The organism is Sphingomonas sp. BRN-1R, from assembly GCF_057748035.1.
On the sequence record NZ_CM173236.1, the window covers coordinates 2,609,722 to 2,633,780 of the forward strand.

The window sequence follows — 24,059 nt, forward strand, 5'->3', positions numbered from 1 at the left end:
CGGGTCGCGAATGCTCGTCGCGTCCAGGCAACGTCTTGTCCAACCCCGAGTGCCAGCGATTTGACCATTACGTCAACATCGGGTTCTAAGTACGATATGGGGGCTGACCAGAATATCGCATGGCAGGATGCAATCGCGAGCGCGCTCGAATGGTGGCGCGACGCGGGCGTGGAATCGCTCGCCGACGAGGCGCCGCGCGACTGGTTCGCGGCGCCCGCGCCGCCGCCCGCACCGCCGAAGCGGACCCTGGCACCTCAACCCATGGCACCGGCGGTGGTTCCGCTGCCCCCCACGCTCGACGCGTTCCTCGCGTGGCGGGGCGGCACCGAAGCGCCCGAAGCTGCGTGGAGCGGAGGCCCACCGATCGCGGCGCAGGGCGATCCCGCCGCAGGCCTCATGGTGCTGGTCGATACGCCCGAACGCGAGGATGCGGTCGCGGGGCGCCTGCTCGACGGGGCGGCCGGACGATTGTTCGATCGCATGCTCGCCGCGATCGGCCGGACGCGGGACGACGTGTACCTCGCCTCGCTCTGCACGGTGCGTCCGCTCGCCGGCCGAATCGCACCCGAAACGGAGGATCGGCTCGCCGAAATCGCACGCCATTACGTGGCGTTGGTTGCGCCAAAACGCCTGCTGATCCTCGGCAACGCGACGAGCCGAGCCTTACTTGCGGCGGATGTGGCGCATGCTCGAGGTGGTTTACACCGGATTAATCCTTCACCTGACATAAAAGACTCTATGACCGAGGCGGTGGCGAGCTTCCATCCCCGCCTTCTGCTCGAACGGCCCGCGCAGAAAGCGGAAGCCTGGAGAGACTTGCAATTGTTGATCGGGGGACCCGAATCGTGACCGCGAAGTTCATACTCGCCTGTACGCTTACCCTGTTGCCCGTCGCGGTTCCCGCCGTCGCTCACGCCGAACCGGCCGCCCCTCTCTCCACCACGTCGTCCGCCGCCACGCTCGCGGCCGGCGTTCCCGCGCAGCTCGATGCCGAGCAGCGCGCCGGCTACATGGCCGTGTTCGACAGCATCCGCGCGCAGAAGTGGCAGGACGCGCAGCTCGCGCTCGACGCGATGAAGCCCGGCCCGCTCCACGCCATCGCCCGTGCCGAGATGATCACCGCCAAGGGTTCGCCCAAGGCCGATCTCGACCCGCTGATGAAGCTGCTCGCCGATGCGCCCGAACTGCCGCAGGCGCAGCAGATCTATTCGCTCGCCTCCTCGCGCGGCGGCGTCGGTCTGCCGCCGCTGCCGATGGCGCGCAAGCTCGCCTGGATCGACGGCGCGCCGCAGCGCAAGCGCGCCAAGGCGATCAAGAGCGACATGGTGGCGGGCGAACTCGCGATCCGCATGCAGCCGTTCGTCAAGGCGGACGATGGCGCGTCCGCGCAGGCGCTGCTCGAATCCACCCCCAATCTTTCGAGCGACGCCGTCACCGAATGGCAGCAGCGCGTCGCTTGGATGTACTTCCTCTCCGGCGACGACACCAACGCGCGTCTGATGGCCGCCAAGGCTGCATCGGGCTACGGCGATTGGGCGGTGCAGGGCAATTGGGTCGGTGCGCTGGCGGCATGGCGTCAGAAGGATTGTGCCGCCGCCGACACCGGCTTCGAGACGGTCGCGGCGCGCGCCTCCGATGTCGAGCTGCGCGCCGCCGGTCTGTACTGGGCGACGCGCGCCGATATGGTGTGCGCCCGCCCCGACCGGATCGAGGCACGGCTCAAGAGCGCGGCGCAGTATAAGGAAACCTTCTACGGCCTGCTCGCCCGTCAGGCGCTGGCGATCCACGATCCGCTCGCCCGGACCAGCCCGACCTCGTTCGCGCGCGATTGGGATCTGCTGTCGCGCCGCCCCAACATCCGCGTCGCCGCCGCGCTGGTCGAGATCGGCGAGAACGACCTCGCCGACGAGGTGATCCGCCAGCAGGCGCGGATCGGCGACCCGTCCGAATTCCCCGCGCTGGTGCGCTTCACCGAGGCGCTCAACCTGCCCGGTACGCTCGTCTGGCTCTCGCACAACGGCCCCGCCGGCGCGACGCCCCCTCTCGAGGCGCGCTTCCCCGCGCCGAACTGGACGCCCGATGGCGGCTGGCGCGTCGACAAGGCGCTCGTCTATGCGCATGCGCTTCAGGAATCGCGCTTCCGCACCACCGTCACCAGCCCTGCGGGCGCTTACGGCCTGATGCAGGTGATGCCTGCTGCCGCCAGCGACATCGCGCGCAAGCAGGGCCGCTCCTACGATCGCGCCGCGCTCACCCGTCCGGGTGCGAACATGGAGGTCGGCCAGTCCTATCTCGAGCAATTGCGTGACCAGCCCTGCACCGGCGGGCTGCTGCCCAAGGTGATCGCGGCCTATAACGCCGGCGCGGTGCCGGTCGGCTTGTGGAACGCGCAGGCGCACGACGGCGGCGACCCGCTGCTCTACATCGAATCGATTCCCTATTGGGAAACGCGCGGTTACGTGACGACGGTACTGCGCAACTATTGGGTCTATGAGGGCCAGACCGGCAAGAAGGCCTCGCCGAGCCGCTCCGCGCTCGCGCAGGGCCTGTGGCCGCGCTTCCCCGGCCTGCCGGGCGCGAGCGCGGTACGGATGACCGCATACGGCGCCAAGCCGGTGTCGATCGCCAGTGCCAATTGATCTCGACGCCGCGTTCCTGCCGGTCAGGATCGCGGTGCTCACCATTTCCGACACACGGACGCTGGCCGACGATCGTTCGGGCGACACGCTCGTCGCGCGGCTGAGCGCGGCGGGGCACGTCCTCGCCGCGCGCGAGATCCTCAAGGACGATGCCGATGTGATCGTCGCGCGGCTGCACACGCTGATCGACGACGCGCAAGTTGACTGCATCATCACCACCGGCGGCACCGGCGTCACCGGCCGCGACGTGACCCCCGAGGCGATCGAGCGCGTCGCCGACAAGATGATCCCCGGCTTCGGCGAACTGTTCCGCTGGCTGAGCTTCAAGACGATCGGCACCTCGACCGTCCAGTCGCGCGCCTGCGCCTGCGTGACGCGCGGCACGTACATCTTCGCGCTGCCCGGCTCGACCGGCGCGGTGAAGGACGGGTGGGACGGCATCCTCAAGGACCAGCTCGACAGCCGTCACAAGCCCTGCAACTTCGTCGAACTGATGCCGCGCCTGCTCGAACGCTGAAGCCCGCGCCGTGCTTCCGCGGGTTCAGATCAAGCCGGCGAGACCCCTTACCGTTCCGTCCGCACTGGCGGTGGCATGCGCCTTCAACGTCGCGCAGAGCGAAGGCGGCAGCAGGTGGCGCGGCGGTTGATGCGGATGCATGTCGAACACCGTGTTCGCCACTGTGTTGATAATCCAGAGGCCGCCTAGCGATGCGGGTTTGCCGGGCGCGACATAATGGACGTTCACGCCGACATTATAGCTGGTGCCACCTATATTGACGTTGAACCAGCGAAAGCGAACCGCGGCACTCATCGCCGCGTTGGTGATCAGGCCCGGAGCATTCGCCGTGAAATAGGCGTCCGCCGGTCCCGTGGTAACCCAGTTCGTCAGCGCAGTAATCTCGACGAGATTGCTCATCGGTGTCGGCGGTACTTTGCTCGCCATGTGGCCCTCCCTTTTTCGCGATGATATGCCGGGAAGACGTGCCTCACAATGAGCTATGGCGACCGGATCACCACATGTTGCCACCCGCTGACCGACGCGGACCGCGGCCGACAAGGCTGATATCGCGTGAGAAGTGGGGCGACCGACGGGACTTGAACCCGCAACATCCGGCATCACAAGCCGGCGCTCTGACCAATTGAACTACGGTCGCCGTGAGAGGGCGGCTCCTAGCGGGCGGAAGGGCCGCCCGTCAAGGCTGTCACAGCCTTCCTTCGATCGAAAGCGTATATCCCTCGTCGCCGCGCTGGAATCCGGCCAGCGCCAGTTTCTGCGCCGCCGCCGGATCGTCCGATCGGATCGTCAAATCGGCGTGGAAGCGGCCATCCTGCCATAGCCGCATCACCGCGCGCTCGGTGCCCGCCTGGCTGGCGAGCGGCAGCAGCAGAGCGCCCGCGTCGCAGCGCGCGTCGCCCGCCATCCCCTGACCGAGACTGATGCCGGCGACATCGCCGCTCAGCGACGCCTTCACCCGTCCGCTCGCGCGCCGGCATGTGCCGCCATCGAACGCCACGTCGACCGAATCGAGATCAAGCGCGGAGATCGGCACCGGCGAGAAGACATTGCCGGTGGGCAGGCTTGCGCTCAGCCGGCTGAGGCCGAAGCTGTGTCGGCTCATCTCGATCGCGCCGTGGACCGTGCGAGGCGAATCGCCCGATCGCCCCGCCAGCGCGATCCGCGCGCGCCCGGTCAGCAACGCCAGCGGCGATACACCCACGCCGAGATCGCCGAGCGCGATCTGCCCGACCTGCGCCTCTCGCAGCGCGCCGTGCCACACGCTGCCCTCGACCGCGCGGGCGGCGAGGCCCTGCTCCCCGACGCCGAGCGCGCCGAGCGCGAGCCGCATCGGCAGCAGCACGATCAATGCGATCACGAACACCGCGCCGAAGATCGCGGCCGGGCCGGTGGTGAGCCGGATGCGCCTCATGATCGTCGCTCCCTCATTGCCCCTGCGCCTTTACCGTCATCTGCGCCGCCACGGTCTTGTCGCCATTGTCGGTCGCCGAGAACGAATCGACCAGGATGCCGCTCCCCTCCAGCGTCGCCACCCAGCCGAGCAACGCCGCCGGCTTCGCCTTGGCGATCGTCAGCGCGACGCCGCCGCCGGGCGCCGGGCCGACACTGGCGAGATCGAACCCCGCCTCATTGGCGCGATCGCGGATTACCGTGTCGAGCGGGCCGGGCATCTGCACCGGGCCGTTCTTGCGCAGCACCGTGATCGCGCGAACCCGCGCCTGCGTCTCGCCATAGCGGATCACCGCATCGGTGTGCCGCGTCCGCGCCGAATCGAGCGCGTCGCCGATCGGCAGGTACAGCGCCCAGCCAAGCGTAACGACGAACAGCGCGACCATCACGATCAGCAGGTATTTCTCGCGCTGGGCACGCGCGTCGAACCAGAGTTTGAGCGCGTCGATCATGGCTGCTTCACCGTCAGTGTCCCCGTGATGCGCCCGCCCGAGGCGGTGAGCGCACCGCCAGCATCGACCGACAGCCCGGCCGCGCGCAGCCGCTGCTGGAGATCGGTCGCCGCCCCCTCGCCGTCCGCCGCGAAGCCGACGCGAAGCGCACCGTTCGAATCGAACGCGAGGCTCGTCACCTCCGCGCCGGGCACCGCACGCACCGCGCTGAACACCGTGGCGGCGGTGCGGCTGAACCCAAGCCCCGGCCCGCGCAGCCGGGCGAGCCGCGCATCGAGCTGACGGTCGGCATCGTTGACCGTCTCGCCCTCCGGCAACCCCGCGCGCGCAGCAAGGTCGGCGCGCTGTTCGAGATCGGCCGCCGCGACATTATATCTGACGATCTGCACGATGCTGATCGCGAGGCTCACGCCGATAGTGGCGAGGCCGAGCCAGCCGAGCCGCCGCAACAGCGCCCAATCGACCGCGAAGCGCGTGCGCCGCGCGAAAACGCCCTGCCGCAGATCGAGCACCGGCATCGCCACCGCCGCGACGATCGCCGCATCGAGCGCGGCGCGATCGAGCCGCTCGGGCGTAACGCCGCCGGTGACGAGATCGGTCAGCGCGCCCTCGTCGGCGAACCCCGTCGTGGTCCCCCGCACCACGCTTTCGCCACCGAGATCGCCTGCAACGAACCCGCTCTCCGGGCGCGGCAACAGCATCGGCGCGGGCAGCAGCACGCCCGGCTCGACCCCGTTCGCGGCGAGCGTATCGAGCCAGCCGCGCATTTGCGCCATCGCCACCACGCCGATCGGCCGCTCGATCCCGCTCGCCTCGCGCCCGACCGCGACGTGGAGATCGCCGATCGGCGCGGCGCTCGCCTCGGCGGCGAGGATGCGCGCCGCCGTCACCGCCTGCGCGGCAGAGCGATCGGGCAGGTCCGCCCAGTGCAGCGTCACCGCATCGGCGGGCGTCACCACCACCGGCGGCGCGTCGTCGCCCGGCAGCACGGGCAAGCCCTCGCCGCGCGCGGTGACGTGATCGTCCGCGATGCGCAGCCAGCGCCACGGCGTATCCGCGCCAGGCAGGAAGATGACGAGCGTGTCCCTCATGATGCTTCGCCCCATTGCCGCGAGACGAGCCGCGCGGGAAGCGTCGATGCGTCGATCAGGCTGTTTTGTTCGAGATCGGTGCCGCCGACGGCCGCATCGACGCGCAACGCGAACCATTTGGTGGTGACGGCGGTCTGCTCGGAGGCACCGCCCTGATCGCCCTCCGACGCGAACGCGGACGACTGCCAGAACTTCGCCACGCTCTCATAACCGAGCGCGGGCCGCTCGAGCAGCGCGCGCCGCGCCGCCGCGACGTTGGGCGTGCCGGGCAGCAGCACGGCGAGCAGCGGCGCCTGTTCGGGCATCAGCGTGTTGACGTTGATCCGAGCGGCTTGCGCGACCGGCAGCGCGCACACCCACGGCTTGAGCTTCTCATACACTTCGGGCGTGACGCCCATCACCGCGCGCAATTCGCTACGGTCGGTCATCAGCGTGTTGGCGGTGCGGTACGACGTTTCGAGACCCGCATAGTCGCTATCCTCCGCCCCGCCGCTGATCGCCACCGTATCGCTGTCGATCCAGTCCGCCGTCGCCGCCGCGATCCCCTCGGGCGAGCGGGCAGACACGCCGACCAACCGGATCAGCTTGGCGAACGTCTCCACCTGCGGCTGGTTGACGACATAGCTGCCGTCCGAATCCTTGGTGACGAGGCCGTTGAGGTTGAAGCAATTTCCGCCATCGGTGATGCGCAGCGTGACGATCCCGCCCGTCACCGGCAGCGGGATCGGCGTGTCGCTCCACCCGCCTGCGAGGGACACGCGGGTCGCGTCGCGGCCGAGCAGATCGCTGATCCGATTGATCGCGAGCGCCTCCCCTGCCACCGCGAAGGCGCGCGCCTGATCGAGCGCGACCGCGTTGCCGCCGAGCCGGGTCGTGATCCGCAGCCGTTCGAGCGCGGTCGCCGCCAGCACCGCGATCACCGCGACCAGCAACAGCACGGTCAGCAGCGCCGCGCCGGTTTCGGACCGACGCTTGCGTGCTGCCGCACCTGCCCGTTCGTGCTGAGCCTGTCGAAGCACGTGCCCGAAATACGCCCGCCCGTTCGGGGCACGCCCTTCGACACGCTCAGGGCGAACGGGTTTGAAGGGAAAGCCGCTAACCACTCTTACGCTCGCCATAGCCGGTGCCGACGAGGAACAGTTCGCGGACTTGCGTGCCGTCGCTGCGCACCAGCCGCACTTCGAGCGCCTGCGGGAGCGGGGTTTCGGGAGACCCCTGCCAGCGATCGCTCCACGCGCCGTTGACGCGGTAGCGTAAGGCCACCTGCCGAACCTTCGCCAGCATCGTCGTCGGCGGGTAGGCTTGCGCGCCGTCGAGCAGCGGATAGGCGAGCCGCACCAACGTATCGCCGTCGAGCCGGTACTCGACCTTCTGCTCGCCCGGCCGCCGTGCGCCGTCGAGGTTGCTCCAGCCGCCACGCACCAGCCGCAGCATCGGCGTGCTGCCCGATCCGTTCTCGCCAGTGAAGGCGGGCAGCAGATCGCCGCGATCGTTGCGCGTCTGCCGCAGCGACGCCTGCGCGAGATCGGCCTCCATCGCCGATGACAGCCGCGCGAGCGCGGACGTATCGTCGAGCCTGTCCGCTATCACCCCCTGCGCCCGCACGCTGAACGACAGCAGCGCCACTCCGGCGGCGGCCAGCATCCCGAAGATGAGCAGCGAGACCATCATCTCGACGAGCGTGAAGCCAAGTTCGCGCTCACGCGAACTTGCCCCCGCGCAGGTCGGGGTCCAGTCGGAAAGGTGGTCGTAACGGCGCGTGACGCCAGCCTTCAAACGCCCCCCGACTGGACCCCGGCCTTCGCCGGGGATCAGGTCATCGCGAGTGGCAGCCCCGCGCCTCACGACCCGCTCGCCGTCCGGATCATCGTCAGCTTGCCCGCCGCGCGTCCGTTCGAGTCGGTGACGGCCACGTCGATGCGCAGGATGCGCTGGTCGCCGGTCGGCGCGACGGTGCGCGTCCAGTTCCACGCCTTGCCGCCATTCTGCTCGGTGCCGGTCGCGGTGCCGAGCGTCGGTGCCTTGGCGTCAGTCACCGCCTCGATCGCGACGTTGCGTGCGACGATCTGCCCGGTCAGCGTCGCATCGAGGATACCCGCCCCGCGGATCGTCGCGCCCTCCAGCCGGATCAACGCGAGCGCGGCGAGCGCGAACACCGCCAGCGCGACCATCATCTCGATCAGGGTGAAGCCGCCTCCGCTCCGTTGGTCCCGAGCGCAGTCGAGGGACGCGCCACGAGAAACACGGCGCGCAGCTACGCTCGCCACCCGTCGTGTCAAGCGAAGTCGAGACACCAACTGCCGCGCTTGCCACCTGCTTAGCAGCTTCGCTCGGAATGAACGGGCGCAGCGCTCAACCATCGACCTTGACCGTACCGTCCACGCCCACACGCACGTCGCTCGCCTGTCCGTCGCGCATCAGCCGCACGTCGAACGGTCGGTCGGCGATGCCGGTCGAATCGAACACCACCCGGTCGCGCCCGGCGATGCCCGTCACCGCCTGCGTGCCCGCGCCCCATTTCGTCACCTGAAGCGGCTTGTCGGCGAGCGCGGACCACGTCCCGCCCGCGCGTACATCGAAACCATAGCCCGCCGCCGTCACCCAGATGCTGACCGGCCGGGCCTGCACGATGGCGAGGTCACGCGCCGCCCGCGCGCGCAGCGCGAAGCGCGCCGCCTCGTCGGACAGCCGTCCGCGCGGATCGGGCAGGCTCAGCGCCACCGCCGCCGAGGCGAGGCCGATGATCGTCACGACGATCATCAGCTCGACCAGCGTAAAGCCGCGCTCGCCAGTACGTCGCGCTTTACTCCCAGCTACCGATATCGGCATCGACGCCCTCGCCGCCTTCCTTGTTGTCCGCACCGAGCGTCCAGACATCGGCCTCGCCGTGCTGGCCGGGCGAGGCGTAGAGATAGGGGTGGTTCCACGGATCGAGCGGGATCTTCTTCAGATAGCCGCCCTTCTGGTACTTGGACGCGTCCGCCCCGGCCGGCGCGTTGACCAGCGCGTTCAGCCCGTCCGACGTCGTCGGGTAGGTGCCGTTCGACAGCTTGTAGAGTTCCAGCGCCTGTTCGATCGTGGAGATATCGGCCTTGGCGCGGGTGATGCGCGCCTTGTCCCCGCTCGGAAACACGTTGATGACGACGATCGCCGCGAGCAGCCCGATGATGACGATCACCACCATCAGCTCGACGAGGGTGAAGCCGTCTTCCTTGCGGCGGTTGCGGATGCGCTTGTCGGTCATTTCATTCCTCTTGGACATCACTGGCCGGCCAGCGTGTTGAGCTGGAGGATCGGCAACAGGATGGATAGCACGATCGTCGCGACGACGCCCCCCATCACGACGATGATGAGCGGTTCGAGCAGCGACAAAGCCGTCGCGGTGAAGCGATCGAATTCGCGCTCGAGATATTCGGCGGCGCGCGCGAGCATCTCGTCAAGCTGCCCCGCCGCCTCGCCCGAGGCAACCAGATAGGTCAGGAGTGGCGGGAACACGCCGACCCGCCGCATCGCCGCCGACAGACTGCCGCCGCCGCGAATCGCCTCGACGATCTCGTCGGTCGCCAGCCGCAGCCGCGCGTTGTGGATCGTGCCCGAGGTGAGCGTCAGCCCGTCGAGCAGCGGCAGCCGGCTCGCCACCATCGTCGCCAGCGTGCGCGCCATCCGCGCGGCGTGGAGATCGCGCAGCAGCCGCCCGAGCAGCGGCAGCCGCAGCATGCGCGTATCGAAGGCGAGCTTGATCGCCGGGCGCTTCATCCCCTGCCAGAACGCGACGCCGGCGAGCACCAACGCCACCACGATCACCCACCACCAGCCGACCAGGAAATGCGACACGCCGATGACGATCCGCGTCAGCAGCGGCAGTTGCTGGCCCACCGTATCGAACTGTTCGACCACCTGCGGCACCACGAACATCATAAGCGCGGTGACGACCGCGGTCGCGACCAGCGCGAGCACGCCGGGATAGGCGAGCGCAGTGATGATCTTGCCGTTGATCTCCGCCTGCCGCTCGAGCAGCACCGACAGCCGTTCGAGGATCGACGGCAGCGCGCCCGACCGCTCACCCGCCGCCACCATCGCACGGTAGAGCGGCGGGAAGCTCTTGGGCTCGCGCGCCATCGAATCGGCGAGCCGGCGGCCTTCCGTCACCCCGGCATGAACCGAGTGGACGATGTCGCGGACATGATCCTGTTCGGTCTGGCGGGTGATCGTGCGCAGTGCTTCCTCGAGCGGGGAGACGCGGTTGAGCGTGGCGAGCTGGCGCGTGAACAGCGTCAATTGCTTGGTGTTCATCCGCCGTCGGCCGATGCGCAAATCCGCGAACAACGCCTTGCTGCGCGGCGGCGGCGGCGCGCCGGGCTCGACCTTGAGGACGTAAAGTCCCTTGCGATCGAGCGTCGCGCGCGCGGCGTCGATCGTGGACGCGGCGACGTGCCCGCGCACCTCGCGGCCCTTCGCGTCTATGACGAGATAGTCGAAATCAGCCAAAATCCCTCTCCCACCGGGAGAGGGAGGGGCCCACCCGGCGCAGCCGGGTGGGAGGGTGAGGGAGCGAGGATTGCGAGCGGATCGCCCTCACCCTTCCCACCGCTGCGCGCCGGGCCCCGTCCCTCTCCCATCGGGAGAGGGAGATTCGTGGACTATCACCCACGATCGACCGTTTCCGCTTCGGGCGCGGGCACCGGCATCGGCGCCTCGACATCGGCCATGTCGCGCCGCGACACGCGCACCGCTTCCTCAGGCGTGGTCTTGCCCTCGCGTACCAGTTGCCGCGCCGCCGCGCCGAGGTTCTGCGCGTGGAGGAACGCATGGCGCGCGATCAGCGATTCGTCGCCGCCGTCGTTGATGAGCCGGCGGATCGTCTCGTCGATGCGCACCGCCTCGAACACGCCGATCCGGCCCTTGTAGCCGGTGTAATTGCAGTGTTCGCACCCCACCGCCTCGTACACCACCGTCCCCGCGTCGAAGCCGAGCAGCGCCGACACCGAGCCCGCCGCCTGCACCGGCCGCCGGCACTGTTCACACAGCCGCCGTACCAGCCGCTGCGCGATGACGGCACGCAGCGTCGAGGCGAGCAGGAACGGCTCGATCTTCATGTCGCGCATGCGGGTGATCGCGCCGACAGCATCGTTTGTGTGGACCGTCGAAAGCACGAGATGCCCGGTGAGCGAGGCTTGCACCGCGATTTCGGCGGTCTCGCGGTCACGAATTTCGCCGACCATCACCACGTCCGGATCCTGCCGAAGGATCGCACGCAAGCCGGCGGCGAAGGTCAGCCCGACCTTGGCGTTGACCTGCGTCTGCCCGACGCCCTCCACCGCATATTCGACCGGGTCTTCCACGGTCAGCACGTTGCGGCTGCCATCGTTGAGCAGGCGCAGCGCGGCGTAGAGCGTCGTGGTCTTGCCCGAACCGGTCGGCCCGGTGACGAGCACGATGCCGTTGGGTTCGGTCAGCACACCCTTCAACATGCCATTCATCGTCGGGGTCATGCCGAGCACGTCGAGCGTGATGCCGGCGTTCTCCTTATCGAGGATACGTAGCACCACGCGCTCGCCCGCACGGCTCGGCAGCGTCGAGACGCGCACGTCGAGCAGCTTGCCGCCCAGCGTCAGCCCGATGCGTCCGTCCTGCGGCACGCGTCGCTCGGCGATGTCGAGCCGTGCCATCACCTTGACGCGGCTGACCACCACCGGCGCGACATGCGGCGGCATCCTGAGCGTCTCGCGCAGCACGCCGTCGATCCGCATCCGCACGACGAGGCCGGTTTCATACGGCTCGATGTGAATGTCCGACACGCCGTTGCGCGCGGCATCGGCGATGATGCCGTTGATGAGCCGGATCGCGGGCGCATCGTCGGCGGTGTCGAGCAGATCGTCGGCGGTGGGCAGATCGCCGGCGAGAATGTCGAGTTCGTCGCCCATGCCGATGCCGCCCGCCGCCAGCGCGGCTGCCTGCCCATCCATCGCGTAACGCTCCGACAGCAGCCGGTCAAACGCCTCGCTCGGCACGATACCGACGTCGAACGGCCGCGTGAGATGGCGGCGCAGTTCGAGCAAAACCTTGGGGTCGCTGCCCTCGCGCATCGCGACCGACAGATGGCCGTCGATCGCATCACCCAGCACCACGCCGAACCGCCGCGCGAACATGTAGGGGATCGTCACCATGCCCGCCGGCAGCGGCATCGCCTCGGTGAGATCATCGGCGGCGGAGGCCATCACTTGTTCTCCGGGTGGACGATCTGAGTGGTGTTGCGCATCACCCGCACGCCGATGCGCGGATCTTCGATATTGCCCGGCACCGGCGCGCTCGGGATCGGCGGGGCGGCCCCCATGTAATCGCGCACCAGCTCATCGACCGAGGGTTCGTCGACCGGGTTCTGCTGGCCCTGCTGGAGCCGGAGGTAGCCGTAACGCTGCGACGTGACGCGCTGCTGATCCTCCGCCGAGCGCAGCACGGTCGGGCGGATGAAGATCATCAGGTTGGTCTTGGTGCGCTGCTTCGCCTTGGATCGGAACAACTGCCCGAGCGCCGGGATGTCACCGAGCAGCGGCACCTTCTCGATCGTGCGACGCTCGTCGTCGCTGAGCAGCCCGCCGATGATGGCGATCTGGCCATCGTCAACGGTCATCGTCGTCTCGACCTCGCGCTTGTTGAGAATGAGGTCGCTGTTGTCGCTCGACACCGGCCCGGCGATCGAGCTGACCTGCTGGTGGAGGATCAGCTTGATCGACCCGCTCGAATTGACCTGCGGGCGGACCTGCAACTGGATGCCGACATTCTCGCGCTGCACCGTGCGGAAGGCGTTGTCGAAATTTTGGCTGAGCGCCTGGCCCGTCGTCACCGGAATCTCCTGCCCGACGAGGATGCGCGCCTCCTGATTGTCGAGCGTGGTCAGCGACGGCGCCTGCAACAGGTTGGAGGTCGTGTCTGACTTTACCGCATTGATGATCGCGCCGAAGATCGCATTCTTGCCGATGTTGGTGACGCCGCCGCCGAACCCGCCGGTCGCGCCGAGGATCGAGGTGAGCGCCGACTGCGCCAGCGTGTCGCTTACCGTGCTGCTGCTGCTGGTGACGGTGGTGGTGCCGTTGGTCGTCACGGTCGTGTTGTTGAGCGAGCGCGCGCCGATCGCGCCGGCGATCGTCAGCAAATTGGGCGCGGAGTTGCTGTAGCTGGTCGCGAAGGTCGGGATGCCGCTGCCGGGCAGCCCCGCCAGCAGGAACTGCACGCCGAGCGCGCTTGCGGTCGCATCCGAGACTTCGGCGACGATCGCCTCAACCAGCACCTGCTCGCGCCGGGTGTCTAGCTGGCGCACCACGTCGGAAAGCTGTCGCTGCACCTCGGCCGGGGCGGCGATCACGATCGCATTGGCGCCCGCGAAGCGCGTGACGACGGCGGCGGTCTTGCCGCCCTCGGCGGTGACGGCGGCCTGCGCCGGCGCGGTGCCGGTCTGCTGGGTCTGCGTCTGCGGCTGGACGATGTTGGTATTCACCGATCCCGCGCCGAACCCGCTCGACGTGCCGTTCGTTCCGCCGCTGCTGGTGCCGCCGAAGGTGGAGGCGGAAAGCTGTTGGGTCTGTACCGGCGTCGGCGCCTGCCCGACGAGCTGCTGGAGCACCGGCAGAAGCTGTTCGGCATCGGCGTTCTCGAGGAAGATCACCTTGATCTCGGTGCCGTTCTTGGCGCGCGCATCGAGATCCTGCGCGACGCTCGCCAGCCGCGACACGCTGGCCGCGTCACCGCGCAGAGCCACCGAGTTCGAGCTGGTGACCGCGACGACGCTCACCGACTGCGGACTGCCGGCCTGCCCGGCCGCACCGCCCGCACCCTGCCCGACCAGCGCCTGAAGCGCGGTGGCGATCTCGCGCGCGCCGGCGTTCTTGAGCGCGATCACGCGGGTGGAGGCAGTATCGGTGTCGATCTGGCGCAGCACCTCGCGCACGCGGCGCACGTTGTCGGCGAAATCGACGATCACGATCGAATTGCCCGCGCGGTTCGCCGTCACCGAGCCCTGCGCGCTCACCAGCCCGCGCACCGTATCGACCGCCGAAGCCGAATCGATCGAGCGCAACCGCACGATCTCGGTGACGAGGCTGTTGCGCGCCGCTCCGCCCACGCCGACGCGGCTCGGCTGCGCGGCGGCATTGTCGGCCGGCTGGATGCGGAACGCGCCGTTGGTGCTCGGCACCGCGACGAGCCCGTTGGCACGCAGCGTCGAGAGGAACACCTCGAAATATTCGGAGCGCGACAGCGGCCGGTCGGTAACGACCGTCACCTTCCCCTGCACCCGCGCGTCGATGATGAAGGTGCGCCCCGTCACGCGCGCGGCATCAGCGATGAAGGCGCGGATATCGGCATCGCGCACGTTCATCGTCTGCTGCGCGGCAAGCGGTCCCGCGACGGTCAGCGCGAGCAAGGCGGCAAGGATGGGTTTTTTCATGGACCTGCTATCGTGATGGCGAGCGGGAGCGTCTGATTGCCCCGTTCGACCGTGACCGAAAGATTGCCGCCGCCCGCGAACTGCGTGCCGAGCCGCTCGATATCGCTTGCCCCCGTAACGGGCCGCCCGTTGATCGCGGTGACGACGTCGCCTTCGCGGAAGCCCGCCTGGCGAAACGCCACGCCGCCACCCTGCGGCCGCACGACCAGCCCGCTGATCCGCCCGCCGTCGACGCGCGGGATGAAGCCGATGTCCGCGCGCAACTGCGCGATGGTGGTGCCCGACGCGGCGGGCGGGCCCGGCGGGGGCGGCGTGAGCAAGGGTGGGGCGACCGGCGCGGGCGCGGGTGGTGGCGCGCTTGCCGCATCGCCTTGCGCCAGGAACAGATCCTCGCTCGCGCCGCCGCGGTCGATCGTGACGTGATCGAACGCCACCGCCTTGAGTGTCGCGTCCGGCGCCACCTCCTGCCCGACCGCGATGCTTTTCTGCACACCGTCCGGCCCGGCGATGATCGCGGAGCCGCCGCCCATCGCGCCATCGATTCGCGTGCCGAACAGGGTGAGCTGGAGCGAGGTGACGGTCGACGGCTGGGCATCGCCGCCCGACAGCCGGAAGAACGGATCGAACCCGCGCAGCACGTCGCCCGGCGCACCCGGCACCGCCACGCCCGCCGGGCGCCACTCGCCGAGCGGGCCGACCGGCGTCACCACCGCCCACACCAGCCGCGCGCATTGCACCGCCAGCACTGCGAGCAACACCAGCTCGGCGAGCGAATAGACCGTCACACGCGGCAGCCGGCGCAACACCGCCCGGGCGCGAGGATCGAGAACCAGCCGCATTCGAGAACCTCCCCCCTTCCGATCACCCGTACCGCTAGGAAGGGATTGTTACAGTCAGACCGCGATCCTGTGAACCATTTACGTCTCCACAAGCGGTTACGTCCATCCGCACCGCGCGGGGCTGGCCAGCCCCGCGCGATTTTGGCTAGATCGGTCGTTATGCAGACCGCATCCTCCCCAGCGCCGCTGTTCGGCTCCGGCGAACCGTCCGCCGAGTTGGCCGCGCATCTCGGCGCGCAGCCGCACGTCCAGCGCGTGCCCTCGCCCAAGCTCACTCTGTTCATCCGCCGCGCGTTCCTGGATGCGGAGATGTGCACGGCGTTATGCGCACGGATCGACCAGACGCGGCGACCTTCCACCGTTTCGGATCATGATGGCGATCCGCGCTTTCGCACCAGCGAAACCTGCGACCTCGACGCCGCCGAGCCGCTAGTGGCGGCACTGGAGCAGCGCATCCTCGCGCTGACCGCGCTCGACGGCGCCTATGGCGAGCCGATTCAGGGCCAGCGCTATGCGGTCGGGCAGGAGTTCAAGCCGCACACCGACACGTTCGAACCGCGCAGCATCGACTACGAAAAGTTCTGCGGTGTGGCGGGAAACCGCACCTGGACCGCGATGATCTACCTCAACACGCCCGATGCCGGCGGCGCGACTCGGTTCAAGGCGATCGACAAGATCATCCAGCCGGAGACCGGCAAGCTGGTGGTCTGGAACAACCGGCGGCCGGACGGCACGCTCAATCCCGCCTCGATCCACCAGGGCATGAAGGTGCGCGCCGGCACCAAATATGTCGTGACGAAATGGTTTCGCGAGCGCCCCTGGCGCTGACCGTCGCCCGTGCGGGCCGACGTGGCGATGGTGGGCGCGACAGGGATTGAACCTGTGACCCCACCCGTGTGAAGGGTGTGCTCTACCGCTGAGCTACGCGCCCATCGCCTGTGTCCGCCCGTGCGGACACCGATGCTTCATCGACCCGAGGTCAACGAAATAGGGCGGCTCGCCGCCGCCCTGTTGCCTGCTCCTTAGGGCAGGCCGTCGGGGCTTGTCCAGCCCCGCCGTCGTCAAAACTTCAATTCACCGAATCCTTGAGGCCCTTGCCAGCCTTGAACTTCGGCTGCGACGATGCCTTGATCGTCATCGGCTCGCCGGTGCGCGGGTTGCGGCCGGTCGAGGCCTTGCGCTTGCTCACCGAAAACGTCCCGAATCCGACGAGACGAACCTCGTCTCCACTCTTCAGTGCGGCGGCAATCGCGTCAAAGACCGCTTCGACCGCCTTGCTCGCATCGCCCTTGCCCAGACCCGATGCGTCGGCAACCGATCCGATCAATTCCTGCTTGTTCATGCCTGCGAAGCCCCCGTTACATTGAAACCGATTCTCGGCTGAAAGCCGGTGAAGCAGTAAGGGCAGGCAAGCCGGGGCTGTCAAAGCAATTTGCGATCAACCCCGGCAAAAAGCGGCGGAATTCCGTCGTCCGCCGCTTGATCCGCATCAATGGTGACGCTCGCCCCCGATCGGTGCAACCCCCGCCGGCGGCTGCGCGGCGAGGTCGTCCTCCTCCGTCCACGCGATCGGATCGATCGGTGCGGTCAGCGCCAGGCGCAGCACCTCGTCGACATGGCTCACGGGCACGATCTTCAGCCCCTCGCGGATGTTGGCCGGAATGTCGGCGAGATCCTTCTCATTCTCCTGCGGGATCAGCACGGTGGTGATGCCGCCGCGAAGCGCCGCCAGCAGCTTCTCCTTGAGTCCGCCGATCGGCAACACGCGGCCGCGCAGCGTCACCTCGCCAGTCATCGCCACCTCGCGCCGCACCGGCACGCCGGTCAGCGTCGAGACGATCGAGGTGACGATGCCGATGCCGGCCGACGGACCATCCTTCGGCACCGCGCCCTCGGGCAGATGGATGTGGATGTCCTTGCGCGCGAACAGGCTCGGCTTGATGCCGTAGGAAGGCGAGCGCGCCTTGACGAAGCTGAACGCAGTTTCGATCGACTCCTTCATCACATCGCCGAGCTTGCCCGTCACCTTCGCCGCGCCCTTGCCGGGCACGGTGACACTCTCGATGGTCAGCAGCTCGCCGCCCACCTCGGTCCAGGCGAGACCGGTGACGGCACCGATCTGGTTCTCCTCCTCGCTCAGACCATGGCGATACTTCTTCACGCCCGCGAAATCGGCGATGTTCTCGGGCGTGATCGTGACGCTGGTGTCCTTGCCCTCAAGGATCCGGCGCAGCGCCTTGCGCGCGAGCTTGGCGATCTCGCGCTCCAGCGTGCGCACGCCCGCCTCGCGCGTGTAATATTGGATCAGCGCGCGCAGCCCTTCGGTGGTGAGCGTGAACTCGCCCTCCTTCAGGCCATGCGCCTCGATCTGCTTGGCGATGAGGTGCCGCTGCGCGATCTCGACCTTCTCGTCCTCGGTATATCCCTCGAGCCGGATGATCTCCATGCGGTCGAGCAGCGGCTGCGGCAGGTTGAGCGAGTTCGCCGTGGTGACGAACATCACGTCCGACAGATCGACGTCGATTTCGAGATAATGGTCGTTGAACTTGGCGTTCTGCTCGGGGTCGAGCACCTCGAGCAGCGCCGATGCCGGATCGCCGCGAAAATCCTGACCGAGCTTGTCGATCTCATCGAGCAGGAACAGCGGATTACTGGTGCCGGCCTTCTTGAGATTGGTGACGATCTTGCCCGGCAGCGAGCCGATATAGGTGCGGCGATGGCCACGAATCTCGGCCTCGTCGCGCACGCCGCCGAGCGACTGGCGGATGAACTCCCGCCCGGTCGCCTTGGCGATCGACTTGCCGAGCGAGGTCTTGCCGACGCCCGGCGGGCCGACGAGGCACAGGATCGGACCTTTGAGCCTGTTGGTGCGCGCCTGCACCGCGAGATATTCGATGATCCGGTCCTTGACCTTCTCCAGCGCATAATGGTCCTCGTCGAGCACCGCCTGCGCCGCCGAAATGTCGCGCTTGATCTTGGACTTCTTGCCCCACGGCAGCCCGAGCAGCACGTCGAGATAGTTGCGCACCACGGTCGCCTCGGCGCTCATCGGTGCCATCGTCTTGAGCTTCTTCAGCTCGGCGGTCGCCTTGGTGCGCGCTTCCTTCGACAGCTTGAGCGTGGCGATCTTCTGGGTCAGCTCGGCGATCTCGTCGCCCTCGCCCTCCTCGCCCTCATTGCCGAGTTCGCGCTGGATCGCCTTCAACTGTTCGTTGAGGTAATATTCGCGCTGGGTCTTCTCCATCTGGCGCTTGACGCGGCTCTTGATCTTCTTCTCGACCTGCAACACGCCGAGTTCGCCTTCCATGAAGGCATAGACCATCTCCAGCCGCTTGGCCGCGTCGAGTTCGACCAGCAGCGCCTGCTTGTCCGACACCTTGACCGAAATGTTGGCGGCGACCGAATCGGCAAGCCGGCTCGGCTCCTCGATCTCGCCCAGTTGCACGGCGGTTTCGGCAGGCAGCTTGCGGTTGAGCTTGGCGTAATTCTCGAACTGGTCGACCACCGAACGCATCAGCGCGGAGAGTTCGTGCGCGACCTGCTTGCTCGCCTCGGCCAGCTCGCCTTCGCCGTCCGTGCCGTCGAGCAGATCGACCGACGCGGTGAGATGGCCTTCGGTGGTGCCGAGATCGCTGAACTTCGCGCGGCGCTTGCCCTCGACCAGCACGCGGACCGTGCCATCCGGCAGCTTGAGCAATTGCAGCACCGTCGCCGTCACGCCGATGTCGTACAGATCGTCGCGGCCGGGATCGTCCTCGGCAGGGTCGAGCTGCGCGACCAGGAAAATCTCCTTGTCGGCGGCCATCGCCGCTTCCAGCGCCGCGACCGACTTGTCGCGCCCAACGAACAGCGGCACGATCATATGCGGAAACACAACGATATCGCGAAGCGGCAGAACAGGATACGTTTGGGTCATGAAAACTCCGGGGCGGCGCGAACGACGCGCCTGTTCTTCCTTATATGGTGCGCAAAGCCTTTCCATCAATTCCCGTTCGATGATCGCGCCGCGATGAGCCCACGCGTGTTGCTGCTGCCGCTCGCCGCGCTGGCGCTCGGGGCGGAGGATGTGCCCGCCGCGCTGCCCGGCCCAGGCGAGCCCGCGCTCTCCGCGCAGACCGCGCGCTCGGGCGGGCCGGTCGATCCCGAACAGGCCAAGCTTTCGTTCGAAGCCGCCGATCTCAGCTTCGAGGTGTCCCCCGCGCGCGAGGCGATCGCAGGCGTCGCCACGCTGACCTTCACCGCGCGCGCACCGCTTGCCCGGTTGCTGGTCGATCTCGATCGCAATCTGCCGGTCAGCGCGGTGGCGATCGACGGGGCGGCGCTGGCGCCGGGCGCGTGGGCCAACCCGGAGGGCAAGCTCGCCATCACCCTGCCTCACCCGCTCGCCCCCGGCGGGCGCGTGGTCGCGCGGATCACCTATGGCGGCACGCCGCACGTCGCGGTGAAGGCGCCGTGGGACGACGGCTTCGTCTGGTCGAAGACGCCCGACGGCCGGCCGTGGGTGGCGACGACGGCGGAGGGTTATGGCTGCGACCTGTTCTGGCCATGCCTCGATTTTCCGACCGGGCGGCCCGGTGTCGTCACGCTGCACATCACCGTTCCGGCAGGGCTGAAGGCGCCCTCCAACGGCAAGCTGCTCGGCGTCGATACGCTCGCCGACGGGCGCACGACCTGGAACTGGCGGGTCAAGCATCCGCAGACCTACGGCATCGCGCTCAACATCGGGCCGTATGAGGAACTGTCGGGCAGCTACAGGAGCCGCTACGGCAACGCGATCCCGATGTTCTACTGGTATCTGCCCGGTGAGGAGACACAGGCACGCGGGCTGTTCGCGGAATTCGCGCCGACGCTCGACTTCTTCGAACAGGAGATCGGCCCCTATCCGTTCGGCGACGAGAAGCTCGGCGTGGTCGAAACGCCGCACAAGGGCATGGAGCACCAGACCATCAACGCTTACGGCAACGGGTACGCCAAGGCACCCGAGGGGTTCGACTGGCTGTTCCAGCACGAGTTCGCGCACGAATGGTTCGGCAACCAGTTGTCGGCGGGCGACTGGGACGATTTCTGGCTGCACGAAGGGTATGCCACCTACATGCAGCCCTATTACGGCCTGTGGCGCGATGGCAACGCGCGCTACGCGACGATGCTGGATGACGAGCGGAACAAGATCACCAATCTGCGCCCGATCGTGTCGGGGGCCTCGCGCACTGAGGAAGACGTCTATCGGCTCGATCGCGGCGGGCCGGGGCAGGACATCTACTACAAGGGTTCCTGGATGCTCCACACCTTGCGCTGGCTGATCGGCGATGCCGCCTTTCGTAGCGTGACGCGGCTTGCGGTTTATGGTCGCACCGATCCGAAGCCCGGCAACTTCAGCCCCCGTTTCCTCGACAGCGCGGGCTATCAGGCGATCGTGCGGCGCGTGACGGGCAAGGATTACGGCTGGTTCTTCGACGTCTATCTACGCCAGGCCGCGCTGCCTGACCTGATCGCGGAACGTCGCGGCGGGATGCTCGACCTGCACTGGGTCGCACCGGGCGGGCGTGCCTTCCCGATGCCGGTCGTCGTGCAGATCGCGGGCAAGACGGTGCGGCTGGCGATGGCCGATGGCACCGGGCGCGTTGCGGTGCCGGCGGGCGCGCACGTCGTGATCGACCCCGATGCACGCATCCTGCGCCGCTCGCCGGCGGTGGAGGCGTATCAGGCGTGGCAGGACGCGCAGCGCAAAGGCGCGCATTGATGTTCCACCACGATCCCGTCGCGCTTCCCGGCATCGCGCTGCTCGCGCTCGGCTTCTTCACGTTCGTGCTGACGCTGTTCCTGGCGCGACGCAGCGCGCGCACGTTGCCGGCCGTCGCAACGCACGCGCGCAGATCCGCATCGTGGCTGTGGATCGGCGTGCAGGCGATCAGTTTCGTGCTGGTGGCGGCAGGCCCGATCGCGGTCGATCTCGACCCGCTCTCCCCTTTCGCGCTGGCCGAAGCCTGCGCGGTGGCGATACTGATGGCGGCCGGCGTCGCTGTGTTCGTCTGGTCGACCCGCACGATGGGCAAGACTTGGGCGCTCGTCGCCCGCACCCGTGCGGACCACGAACTCGTCCAGAGCGGGCCGTTCCGCTACGTCCGCAATCCCATCTATGTCGGGCTGTTCTGCTTCCTGCTGGCGATGGCGATCGGCTACGGCCACCTCGCCAGCCTGATCGTCGCGCTGCCGGTGTACGCGCTCGGCACATGGCTGCGCGTGCGGCAGGAGGAGGCGCTGCTGCGCGCGATGTTCGGCGCGGAGTATGAGGCGTATGCAGCGCGGGTAAAACGGTTCGTACCGGGCGTGCTGTAACAAAACAGGCGGCCCGCGTAGTGCGGACCGCCCGTTTCGATCACCTTGAAAGCAAGGACTCAGGCCGCGCCAGCGCCCGCCTTGTCCTTCTTCGCATAGACGCGGATCGGTTCCTTGCGGCCTTCGATCACGTCTTTGTCGATCATCACCTCGTCGACGCCATCCATACCGGGCAGGTCGAACATCGTGTCGAGCAAAATGCCCTCCAGGATCGAGCGGAGCCCGCGCGCGCCGGTCTTGCGCTCGATCGCTTTCTTGGCGACCTGGGTCAGCGCGTCGTCGGTGAAGCCGAGCTTGACGGTCTCCATGTCGAACAGCTTCTGATACTGCTTCACCAAAGCGTTCTTCGGCTCGGTCAGGATTGTCACCAGCGCCGGTACGTCGAGATCCTCGAGCGTGGCGATCACCGGCAGACGGCCGACGAATTCGGGGATGAGGCCGAACTTCAGCAGATCCTCGGGCTCGACCGACTTGAGCACGTCGCCGGTGCGGCGCTCCTCGGGTGAAGCGACATAGGCGCCGAAGCCGATCGACTTGCCCTGCTGGCGGTCGGCGATGATCTTCTCGAGACCGGAGAACGCGCCGCCGCAAATGAACAGGATGTTGGTCGTGTCGACCTGGAGGAATTCCTGCTGCGGATGCTTGCGGCCGCCCTGCGGCGGGACACTCGCGGTGGTGCCCTCCATCAGCTTGAGCAGCGCCTGTTGCACGCCCTCGCCCGATACGTCGCGCGTGATCGACGGGTTTTCGGCCTTGCGGCTGATCTTGTCGATCTCGTCGATATAGACGATGCCGCGCTGGGCCCGCTCGACGTTATAGTCAGACGCCTGAAGCAGCTTGAGGATGATGTTCTCGACATCCTCGCCCACGTAACCAGCCTCGGTCAGCGTGGTCGCATCGGCCATCGTGAACGGCACGTCGAGGATGCGCGCCAGCGTCTGCGCGAGCAGGGTCTTGCCACAGCCGGTCGGTCCGACGAGCAGGATGTTCGACTTGGCAAGCTCGACATCCGCGCCTTTCTGGCCGTGGTTGAGCCGCTTGTAATGGTTGTGCACCGCCACCGACAGCACGCGCTTGGCGCGCTTCTGGCCGATCACATAATCGTCGAGGACGTCGCAGATCTCCTGCGGAGTCGGTACGCCGCCATCCTTCTTGGATACGAGCGCCGACTTGGTCTCCTCGCGGATGATGTCGTTGCACAGCTCGACGCATTCGTCGCAGATGAACACGGTCGGCCCGGCGATCAGCTTGCGGACTTCGTGCTGCGACTTGCCGCAGAACGAGCAATACAGCGTGCTTTTCGAATCGCCGCCACTCAGCTTGGTCATAAATCTCGTGTCCCAATGCCCTTCACGGGGGCGATAGCATAACAGACTAGGCGCGTTTCTGGCTATCGGGCAATGCCGAATATCCCGTTTCCGCCGCGCTCCGCCTGCCGGTTCGTGATGATATGGTCATCCGCCGCGTTGGAACAAGCGCCCGCAAGGCTGATCCATGTTGCGCCGTAACGCCGCCCGAACCGCGCGGGCGACTCGCCGGCGCTCCGTCATGCCGGCACCGCCCGCACGCGAGCGGCGCCACGATCACGACCGGCTTACGACGCCGGCAGCGCCGGGTTCGCACCCGAATCGTCGGGCAGCGCGGGGCGCTTGTCGAACACCTGGTCGATCAGGCCGAATGCCTTCGCTTCGTCCGCCGACATGAAGTTGTCGCGGTCCATCGCACGCTCGATCTCCTCGATCGGCTTGCCAGTGTACTTGGCATACAGCGAGTTGAGGAAGTGGCGCATCCGCAGGATCTCGCGCGCCTGGATCTCGATATCGCTGGCCATGCCCTGCGCACCGCCCGACGGCTGGTGGATCATGATCCGCGAGTTGGTGAGCGCAACGCGCATGCCCGGCTCGCCCGCCGAGAGCAGGAAGCTGCCCATCGACGCCGCCTGCCCGATGCAGACCGTGCCGACGCGCGGACGGATGTATTGCATCGTGTCGTGGATCGCCATGCCCGCCGTGACGACACCGCCCGGCGAGTTGATGTACATGAAGATGTCCTTCTTCGGGTTCTCCGATTCCAGGAACAGCAATTGGGCGGTGATGATCGAGGCCATGTGATCCTCGACCCCGCCGGTCACGAAGATGATCCGCTCGCGCAGCAGCCGCGAATAGATGTCGAAGCTGCGCTCGCCACGGTTGGATTGCTCGATGACGATGGGAACGAGGCCGGCCTGGGTCGGCTGCAAGCCGAGGCCCGCCGCGCCGAGGGGAGCCATGAAGTCGCCGGTGTCGAACGGGTT

At 67.7% G+C, this 24,059-nt stretch carries 23 protein-coding genes and 2 tRNA genes; 6 read left to right on the forward strand and 19 right to left on the reverse strand.

The window, feature by feature from the left end; translation table 11 throughout:
- Nucleotides 1–96 precede the first annotated feature (96 nt).
- The 3 genes from AC3ANX_RS11925 to moaB are packed head-to-tail and all read left to right on the forward strand — an operon-like array spanning nt 97 to nt 3,156.
- Nucleotides 97–849: a uracil-DNA glycosylase gene (locus AC3ANX_RS11925; RefSeq protein ID WP_488333498.1), complete on the forward strand. Its 753-nt coding sequence runs from the start codon at nt 97–99 to the stop codon at nt 847–849.
- Nucleotides 846–2,639: a lytic transglycosylase domain-containing protein gene (locus tag AC3ANX_RS11930; protein WP_488333499.1), complete on the forward strand. Its 1,794-nt coding sequence runs from the start codon at nt 846–848 to the stop codon at nt 2,637–2,639. Before AC3ANX_RS11925 ends, AC3ANX_RS11930 begins: the two co-directional genes overlap by 4 nt.
- Nucleotides 2,629–3,156: a molybdenum cofactor biosynthesis protein B gene (moaB, locus tag AC3ANX_RS11935; RefSeq protein ID WP_488333500.1), complete on the forward strand. Its 528-nt coding sequence runs from the start codon at nt 2,629–2,631 to the stop codon at nt 3,154–3,156. Before AC3ANX_RS11930 ends, moaB begins: the two co-directional genes overlap by 11 nt.
- A gap of 24 nt (nt 3,157–3,180) precedes the next feature.
- Here the strand turns inward: moaB and AC3ANX_RS11940 are convergent, their stop codons facing one another.
- From AC3ANX_RS11940 to AC3ANX_RS12005, 14 genes are all read right to left on the reverse strand, one after another.
- The gene (locus tag AC3ANX_RS11940) at nt 3,181–3,582 is read right to left on the reverse strand and encodes a hypothetical protein (RefSeq protein WP_488333501.1); all 402 of its coding nucleotides are present in this window, start codon (nt 3,580–3,582) and stop codon (nt 3,181–3,183) included.
- 134 nt (nt 3,583–3,716) lie between these two features.
- A tRNA-His gene (locus AC3ANX_RS11945) sits at nt 3,717–3,793 on the reverse strand.
- A 48-nt stretch (nt 3,794–3,841) separates the two neighbouring features.
- Nucleotides 3,842–4,567, reverse strand: coding sequence for a type II secretion system protein N (gene gspN / locus AC3ANX_RS11950; protein ID WP_488333502.1), 726 nt, complete (start codon nt 4,565–4,567; stop codon nt 3,842–3,844).
- A 13-nt stretch (nt 4,568–4,580) separates the two neighbouring features.
- Nucleotides 4,581–5,057, reverse strand: coding sequence for a type II secretion system protein M (locus tag AC3ANX_RS11955; RefSeq protein WP_488333503.1), 477 nt, complete (start codon nt 5,055–5,057; stop codon nt 4,581–4,583).
- On the reverse strand, nt 5,054–6,148 hold the full coding sequence (gspL, locus tag AC3ANX_RS11960; protein ID WP_488333504.1) for a type II secretion system protein GspL: 1,095 nt from the start codon (nt 6,146–6,148) through the stop codon (nt 5,054–5,056). Before gspL ends, AC3ANX_RS11955 begins: the two co-directional genes overlap by 4 nt.
- A complete protein-coding gene (gene gspK / locus AC3ANX_RS11965; RefSeq protein WP_488333505.1) occupies nt 6,145–7,167 on the reverse strand; it encodes a type II secretion system minor pseudopilin GspK in 1,023 nt (340 codons plus the stop codon). Before gspK ends, gspL begins: the two co-directional genes overlap by 4 nt.
- Nucleotides 7,168–7,243: 76 nt before the next feature.
- Nucleotides 7,244–7,924 (reverse strand): type II secretion system minor pseudopilin GspJ, encoded by a 681-nt coding sequence (gene gspJ / locus AC3ANX_RS11970; protein WP_488333506.1) that lies wholly within the window; start codon nt 7,922–7,924, stop codon nt 7,244–7,246.
- A gap of 65 nt (nt 7,925–7,989) precedes the next feature.
- Nucleotides 7,990–8,322, reverse strand: coding sequence for a type II secretion system minor pseudopilin GspI (gene gspI, locus AC3ANX_RS11975; RefSeq protein WP_488333507.1), 333 nt, complete (start codon nt 8,320–8,322; stop codon nt 7,990–7,992).
- 178 nt (nt 8,323–8,500) lie between these two features.
- Entirely contained in the window at nt 8,501–8,977 is a 477-nt protein-coding gene (locus AC3ANX_RS11980; protein WP_488333508.1) for a GspH/FimT family pseudopilin, read from the reverse strand.
- Nucleotides 8,952–9,392: a type II secretion system major pseudopilin GspG gene (gspG, locus tag AC3ANX_RS11985; RefSeq protein WP_488333509.1), complete on the reverse strand. Its 441-nt coding sequence runs from the start codon at nt 9,390–9,392 to the stop codon at nt 8,952–8,954. Before gspG ends, AC3ANX_RS11980 begins: the two co-directional genes overlap by 26 nt.
- Before the next feature lie 17 nt (nt 9,393–9,409).
- Nucleotides 9,410–10,636, reverse strand: coding sequence for a type II secretion system inner membrane protein GspF (gene gspF, locus AC3ANX_RS11990; protein ID WP_488333510.1), 1,227 nt, complete (start codon nt 10,634–10,636; stop codon nt 9,410–9,412).
- A gap of 155 nt (nt 10,637–10,791) precedes the next feature.
- Complete coding sequence (locus AC3ANX_RS11995; RefSeq protein WP_488333511.1) at nt 10,792–12,366, reverse strand: GspE/PulE family protein; 1,575 nt, start codon at nt 12,364–12,366, stop codon at nt 10,792–10,794.
- Entirely contained in the window at nt 12,366–14,591 is a 2,226-nt protein-coding gene (gene gspD / locus AC3ANX_RS12000) for a type II secretion system secretin GspD (protein WP_488333512.1), read from the reverse strand. Before gspD ends, AC3ANX_RS11995 begins: the two co-directional genes overlap by 1 nt.
- Complete coding sequence (locus tag AC3ANX_RS12005; RefSeq protein ID WP_488333513.1) at nt 14,588–15,430, reverse strand: type II secretion system protein N; 843 nt, start codon at nt 15,428–15,430, stop codon at nt 14,588–14,590. Before AC3ANX_RS12005 ends, gspD begins: the two co-directional genes overlap by 4 nt.
- A 159-nt stretch (nt 15,431–15,589) precedes the next feature.
- Here AC3ANX_RS12005 and AC3ANX_RS12010 point away from each other — a divergent pair, with 159 nt between their 5' ends.
- On the forward strand, nt 15,590–16,258 hold the full coding sequence (locus AC3ANX_RS12010) for a prolyl hydroxylase family protein (RefSeq protein ID WP_488333514.1): 669 nt from the start codon (nt 15,590–15,592) through the stop codon (nt 16,256–16,258).
- A gap of 28 nt (nt 16,259–16,286) precedes the next feature.
- Here AC3ANX_RS12010 and AC3ANX_RS12015 read toward each other — a convergent pair.
- From AC3ANX_RS12015 to lon, 3 genes are all read right to left on the reverse strand, one after another.
- Nucleotides 16,287–16,361: transfer RNA gene (locus AC3ANX_RS12015), tRNA-Val, on the reverse strand.
- A gap of 138 nt (nt 16,362–16,499) precedes the next feature.
- Nucleotides 16,500–16,772 (reverse strand): HU family DNA-binding protein, encoded by a 273-nt coding sequence (locus AC3ANX_RS12020; RefSeq protein ID WP_488333515.1) that lies wholly within the window; start codon nt 16,770–16,772, stop codon nt 16,500–16,502.
- A 147-nt stretch (nt 16,773–16,919) separates the two neighbouring features.
- Nucleotides 16,920–19,346, reverse strand: coding sequence for an endopeptidase La (lon, locus tag AC3ANX_RS12025; protein WP_488333516.1), 2,427 nt, complete (start codon nt 19,344–19,346; stop codon nt 16,920–16,922).
- A 93-nt stretch (nt 19,347–19,439) separates the two neighbouring features.
- On the opposite strand from lon, the gene AC3ANX_RS12030 reads away from it, so the two are divergent.
- Both AC3ANX_RS12030 and AC3ANX_RS12035 read left to right on the forward strand, forming a co-directional pair.
- On the forward strand, nt 19,440–21,170 hold the full coding sequence (locus AC3ANX_RS12030) for a M1 family metallopeptidase (protein WP_488333517.1): 1,731 nt from the start codon (nt 19,440–19,442) through the stop codon (nt 21,168–21,170).
- A complete protein-coding gene (locus AC3ANX_RS12035; protein WP_488333518.1) occupies nt 21,170–21,766 on the forward strand; it encodes a methyltransferase family protein in 597 nt (198 codons plus the stop codon). The genes AC3ANX_RS12030 and AC3ANX_RS12035 overlap by 1 nt, the downstream gene beginning before the upstream one ends.
- Nucleotides 21,767–21,825: 59 nt before the next feature.
- Here the strand turns inward: AC3ANX_RS12035 and clpX are convergent, their stop codons facing one another.
- Nucleotides 21,826–23,094 carry an ATP-dependent Clp protease ATP-binding subunit ClpX gene (gene clpX, locus AC3ANX_RS12040; protein ID WP_488333519.1) on the reverse strand — a complete coding sequence of 423 codons (1,269 nt, stop codon included), beginning with the start codon at nt 23,092–23,094 and terminating at the stop codon, nt 21,826–21,828.
- Nucleotides 23,095–23,360: 266 nt separating this feature from the next.
- Nucleotides 23,361–24,035, reverse strand: a complete 675-nt coding sequence (gene clpP, locus AC3ANX_RS12045) for an ATP-dependent Clp endopeptidase proteolytic subunit ClpP (RefSeq protein ID WP_488336939.1) — start codon at nt 24,033–24,035, stop codon at nt 23,361–23,363.
- Between the last annotated feature and the right edge of the window lie 24 nt (nt 24,036–24,059).

What these genes read in the sequence shown, in the direction of transcription:
- AC3ANX_RS11980 (WP_488333508.1), bottom strand. Translation starts at nt 8,977, where the DNA reads ATGCCGATATCGGTAGCTGGGAGTAAAGCGCGACGTACTGGCGAGCGC.
- gspI (WP_488333507.1), bottom strand. Translation starts at nt 8,322, where the DNA reads ATGATGGTCGCGCTGGCGGTGTTCGCGCTCGCCGCGCTCGCGTTGATC.
- AC3ANX_RS11925 (WP_488333498.1), top strand. Translation starts at nt 97, where the DNA reads ATGGGGGCTGACCAGAATATCGCATGGCAGGATGCAATCGCGAGCGCG.
- lon (WP_488333516.1), bottom strand. Translation starts at nt 19,346, where the DNA reads ATGACCCAAACGTATCCTGTTCTGCCGCTTCGCGATATCGTTGTGTTT.
- AC3ANX_RS12020 (WP_488333515.1), bottom strand. Translation starts at nt 16,772, where the DNA reads ATGAACAAGCAGGAATTGATCGGATCGGTTGCCGACGCATCGGGTCTG.
- AC3ANX_RS12010 (WP_488333514.1), top strand. Translation starts at nt 15,590, where the DNA reads ATGCAGACCGCATCCTCCCCAGCGCCGCTGTTCGGCTCCGGCGAACCG.
- AC3ANX_RS11940 (WP_488333501.1), bottom strand. Translation starts at nt 3,582, where the DNA reads ATGGCGAGCAAAGTACCGCCGACACCGATGAGCAATCTCGTCGAGATT.
- AC3ANX_RS12030 (WP_488333517.1), top strand. Translation starts at nt 19,440, where the DNA reads ATGAGCCCACGCGTGTTGCTGCTGCCGCTCGCCGCGCTGGCGCTCGGG.
- gspN (WP_488333502.1), bottom strand. Translation starts at nt 4,567, where the DNA reads ATGAGGCGCATCCGGCTCACCACCGGCCCGGCCGCGATCTTCGGCGCG.
- AC3ANX_RS12035 (WP_488333518.1), top strand. Translation starts at nt 21,170, where the DNA reads ATGTTCCACCACGATCCCGTCGCGCTTCCCGGCATCGCGCTGCTCGCG.
- AC3ANX_RS11995 (WP_488333511.1), bottom strand. Translation starts at nt 12,366, where the DNA reads ATGGCCTCCGCCGCCGATGATCTCACCGAGGCGATGCCGCTGCCGGCG.
- AC3ANX_RS12005 (WP_488333513.1), bottom strand. Translation starts at nt 15,430, where the DNA reads ATGCGGCTGGTTCTCGATCCTCGCGCCCGGGCGGTGTTGCGCCGGCTG.
- gspG (WP_488333509.1), bottom strand. Translation starts at nt 9,392, where the DNA reads ATGACCGACAAGCGCATCCGCAACCGCCGCAAGGAAGACGGCTTCACC.
- AC3ANX_RS11955 (WP_488333503.1), bottom strand. Translation starts at nt 5,057, where the DNA reads ATGATCGACGCGCTCAAACTCTGGTTCGACGCGCGTGCCCAGCGCGAG.
- gspL (WP_488333504.1), bottom strand. Translation starts at nt 6,148, where the DNA reads ATGAGGGACACGCTCGTCATCTTCCTGCCTGGCGCGGATACGCCGTGG.
- clpX (WP_488333519.1), bottom strand. Translation starts at nt 23,094, where the DNA reads ATGACCAAGCTGAGTGGCGGCGATTCGAAAAGCACGCTGTATTGCTCG.
- clpP (WP_488336939.1), bottom strand. Translation starts at nt 24,035, where the DNA reads ATGGCTCCCCTCGGCGCGGCGGGCCTCGGCTTGCAGCCGACCCAGGCC.
- gspD (WP_488333512.1), bottom strand. Translation starts at nt 14,591, where the DNA reads ATGAAAAAACCCATCCTTGCCGCCTTGCTCGCGCTGACCGTCGCGGGA.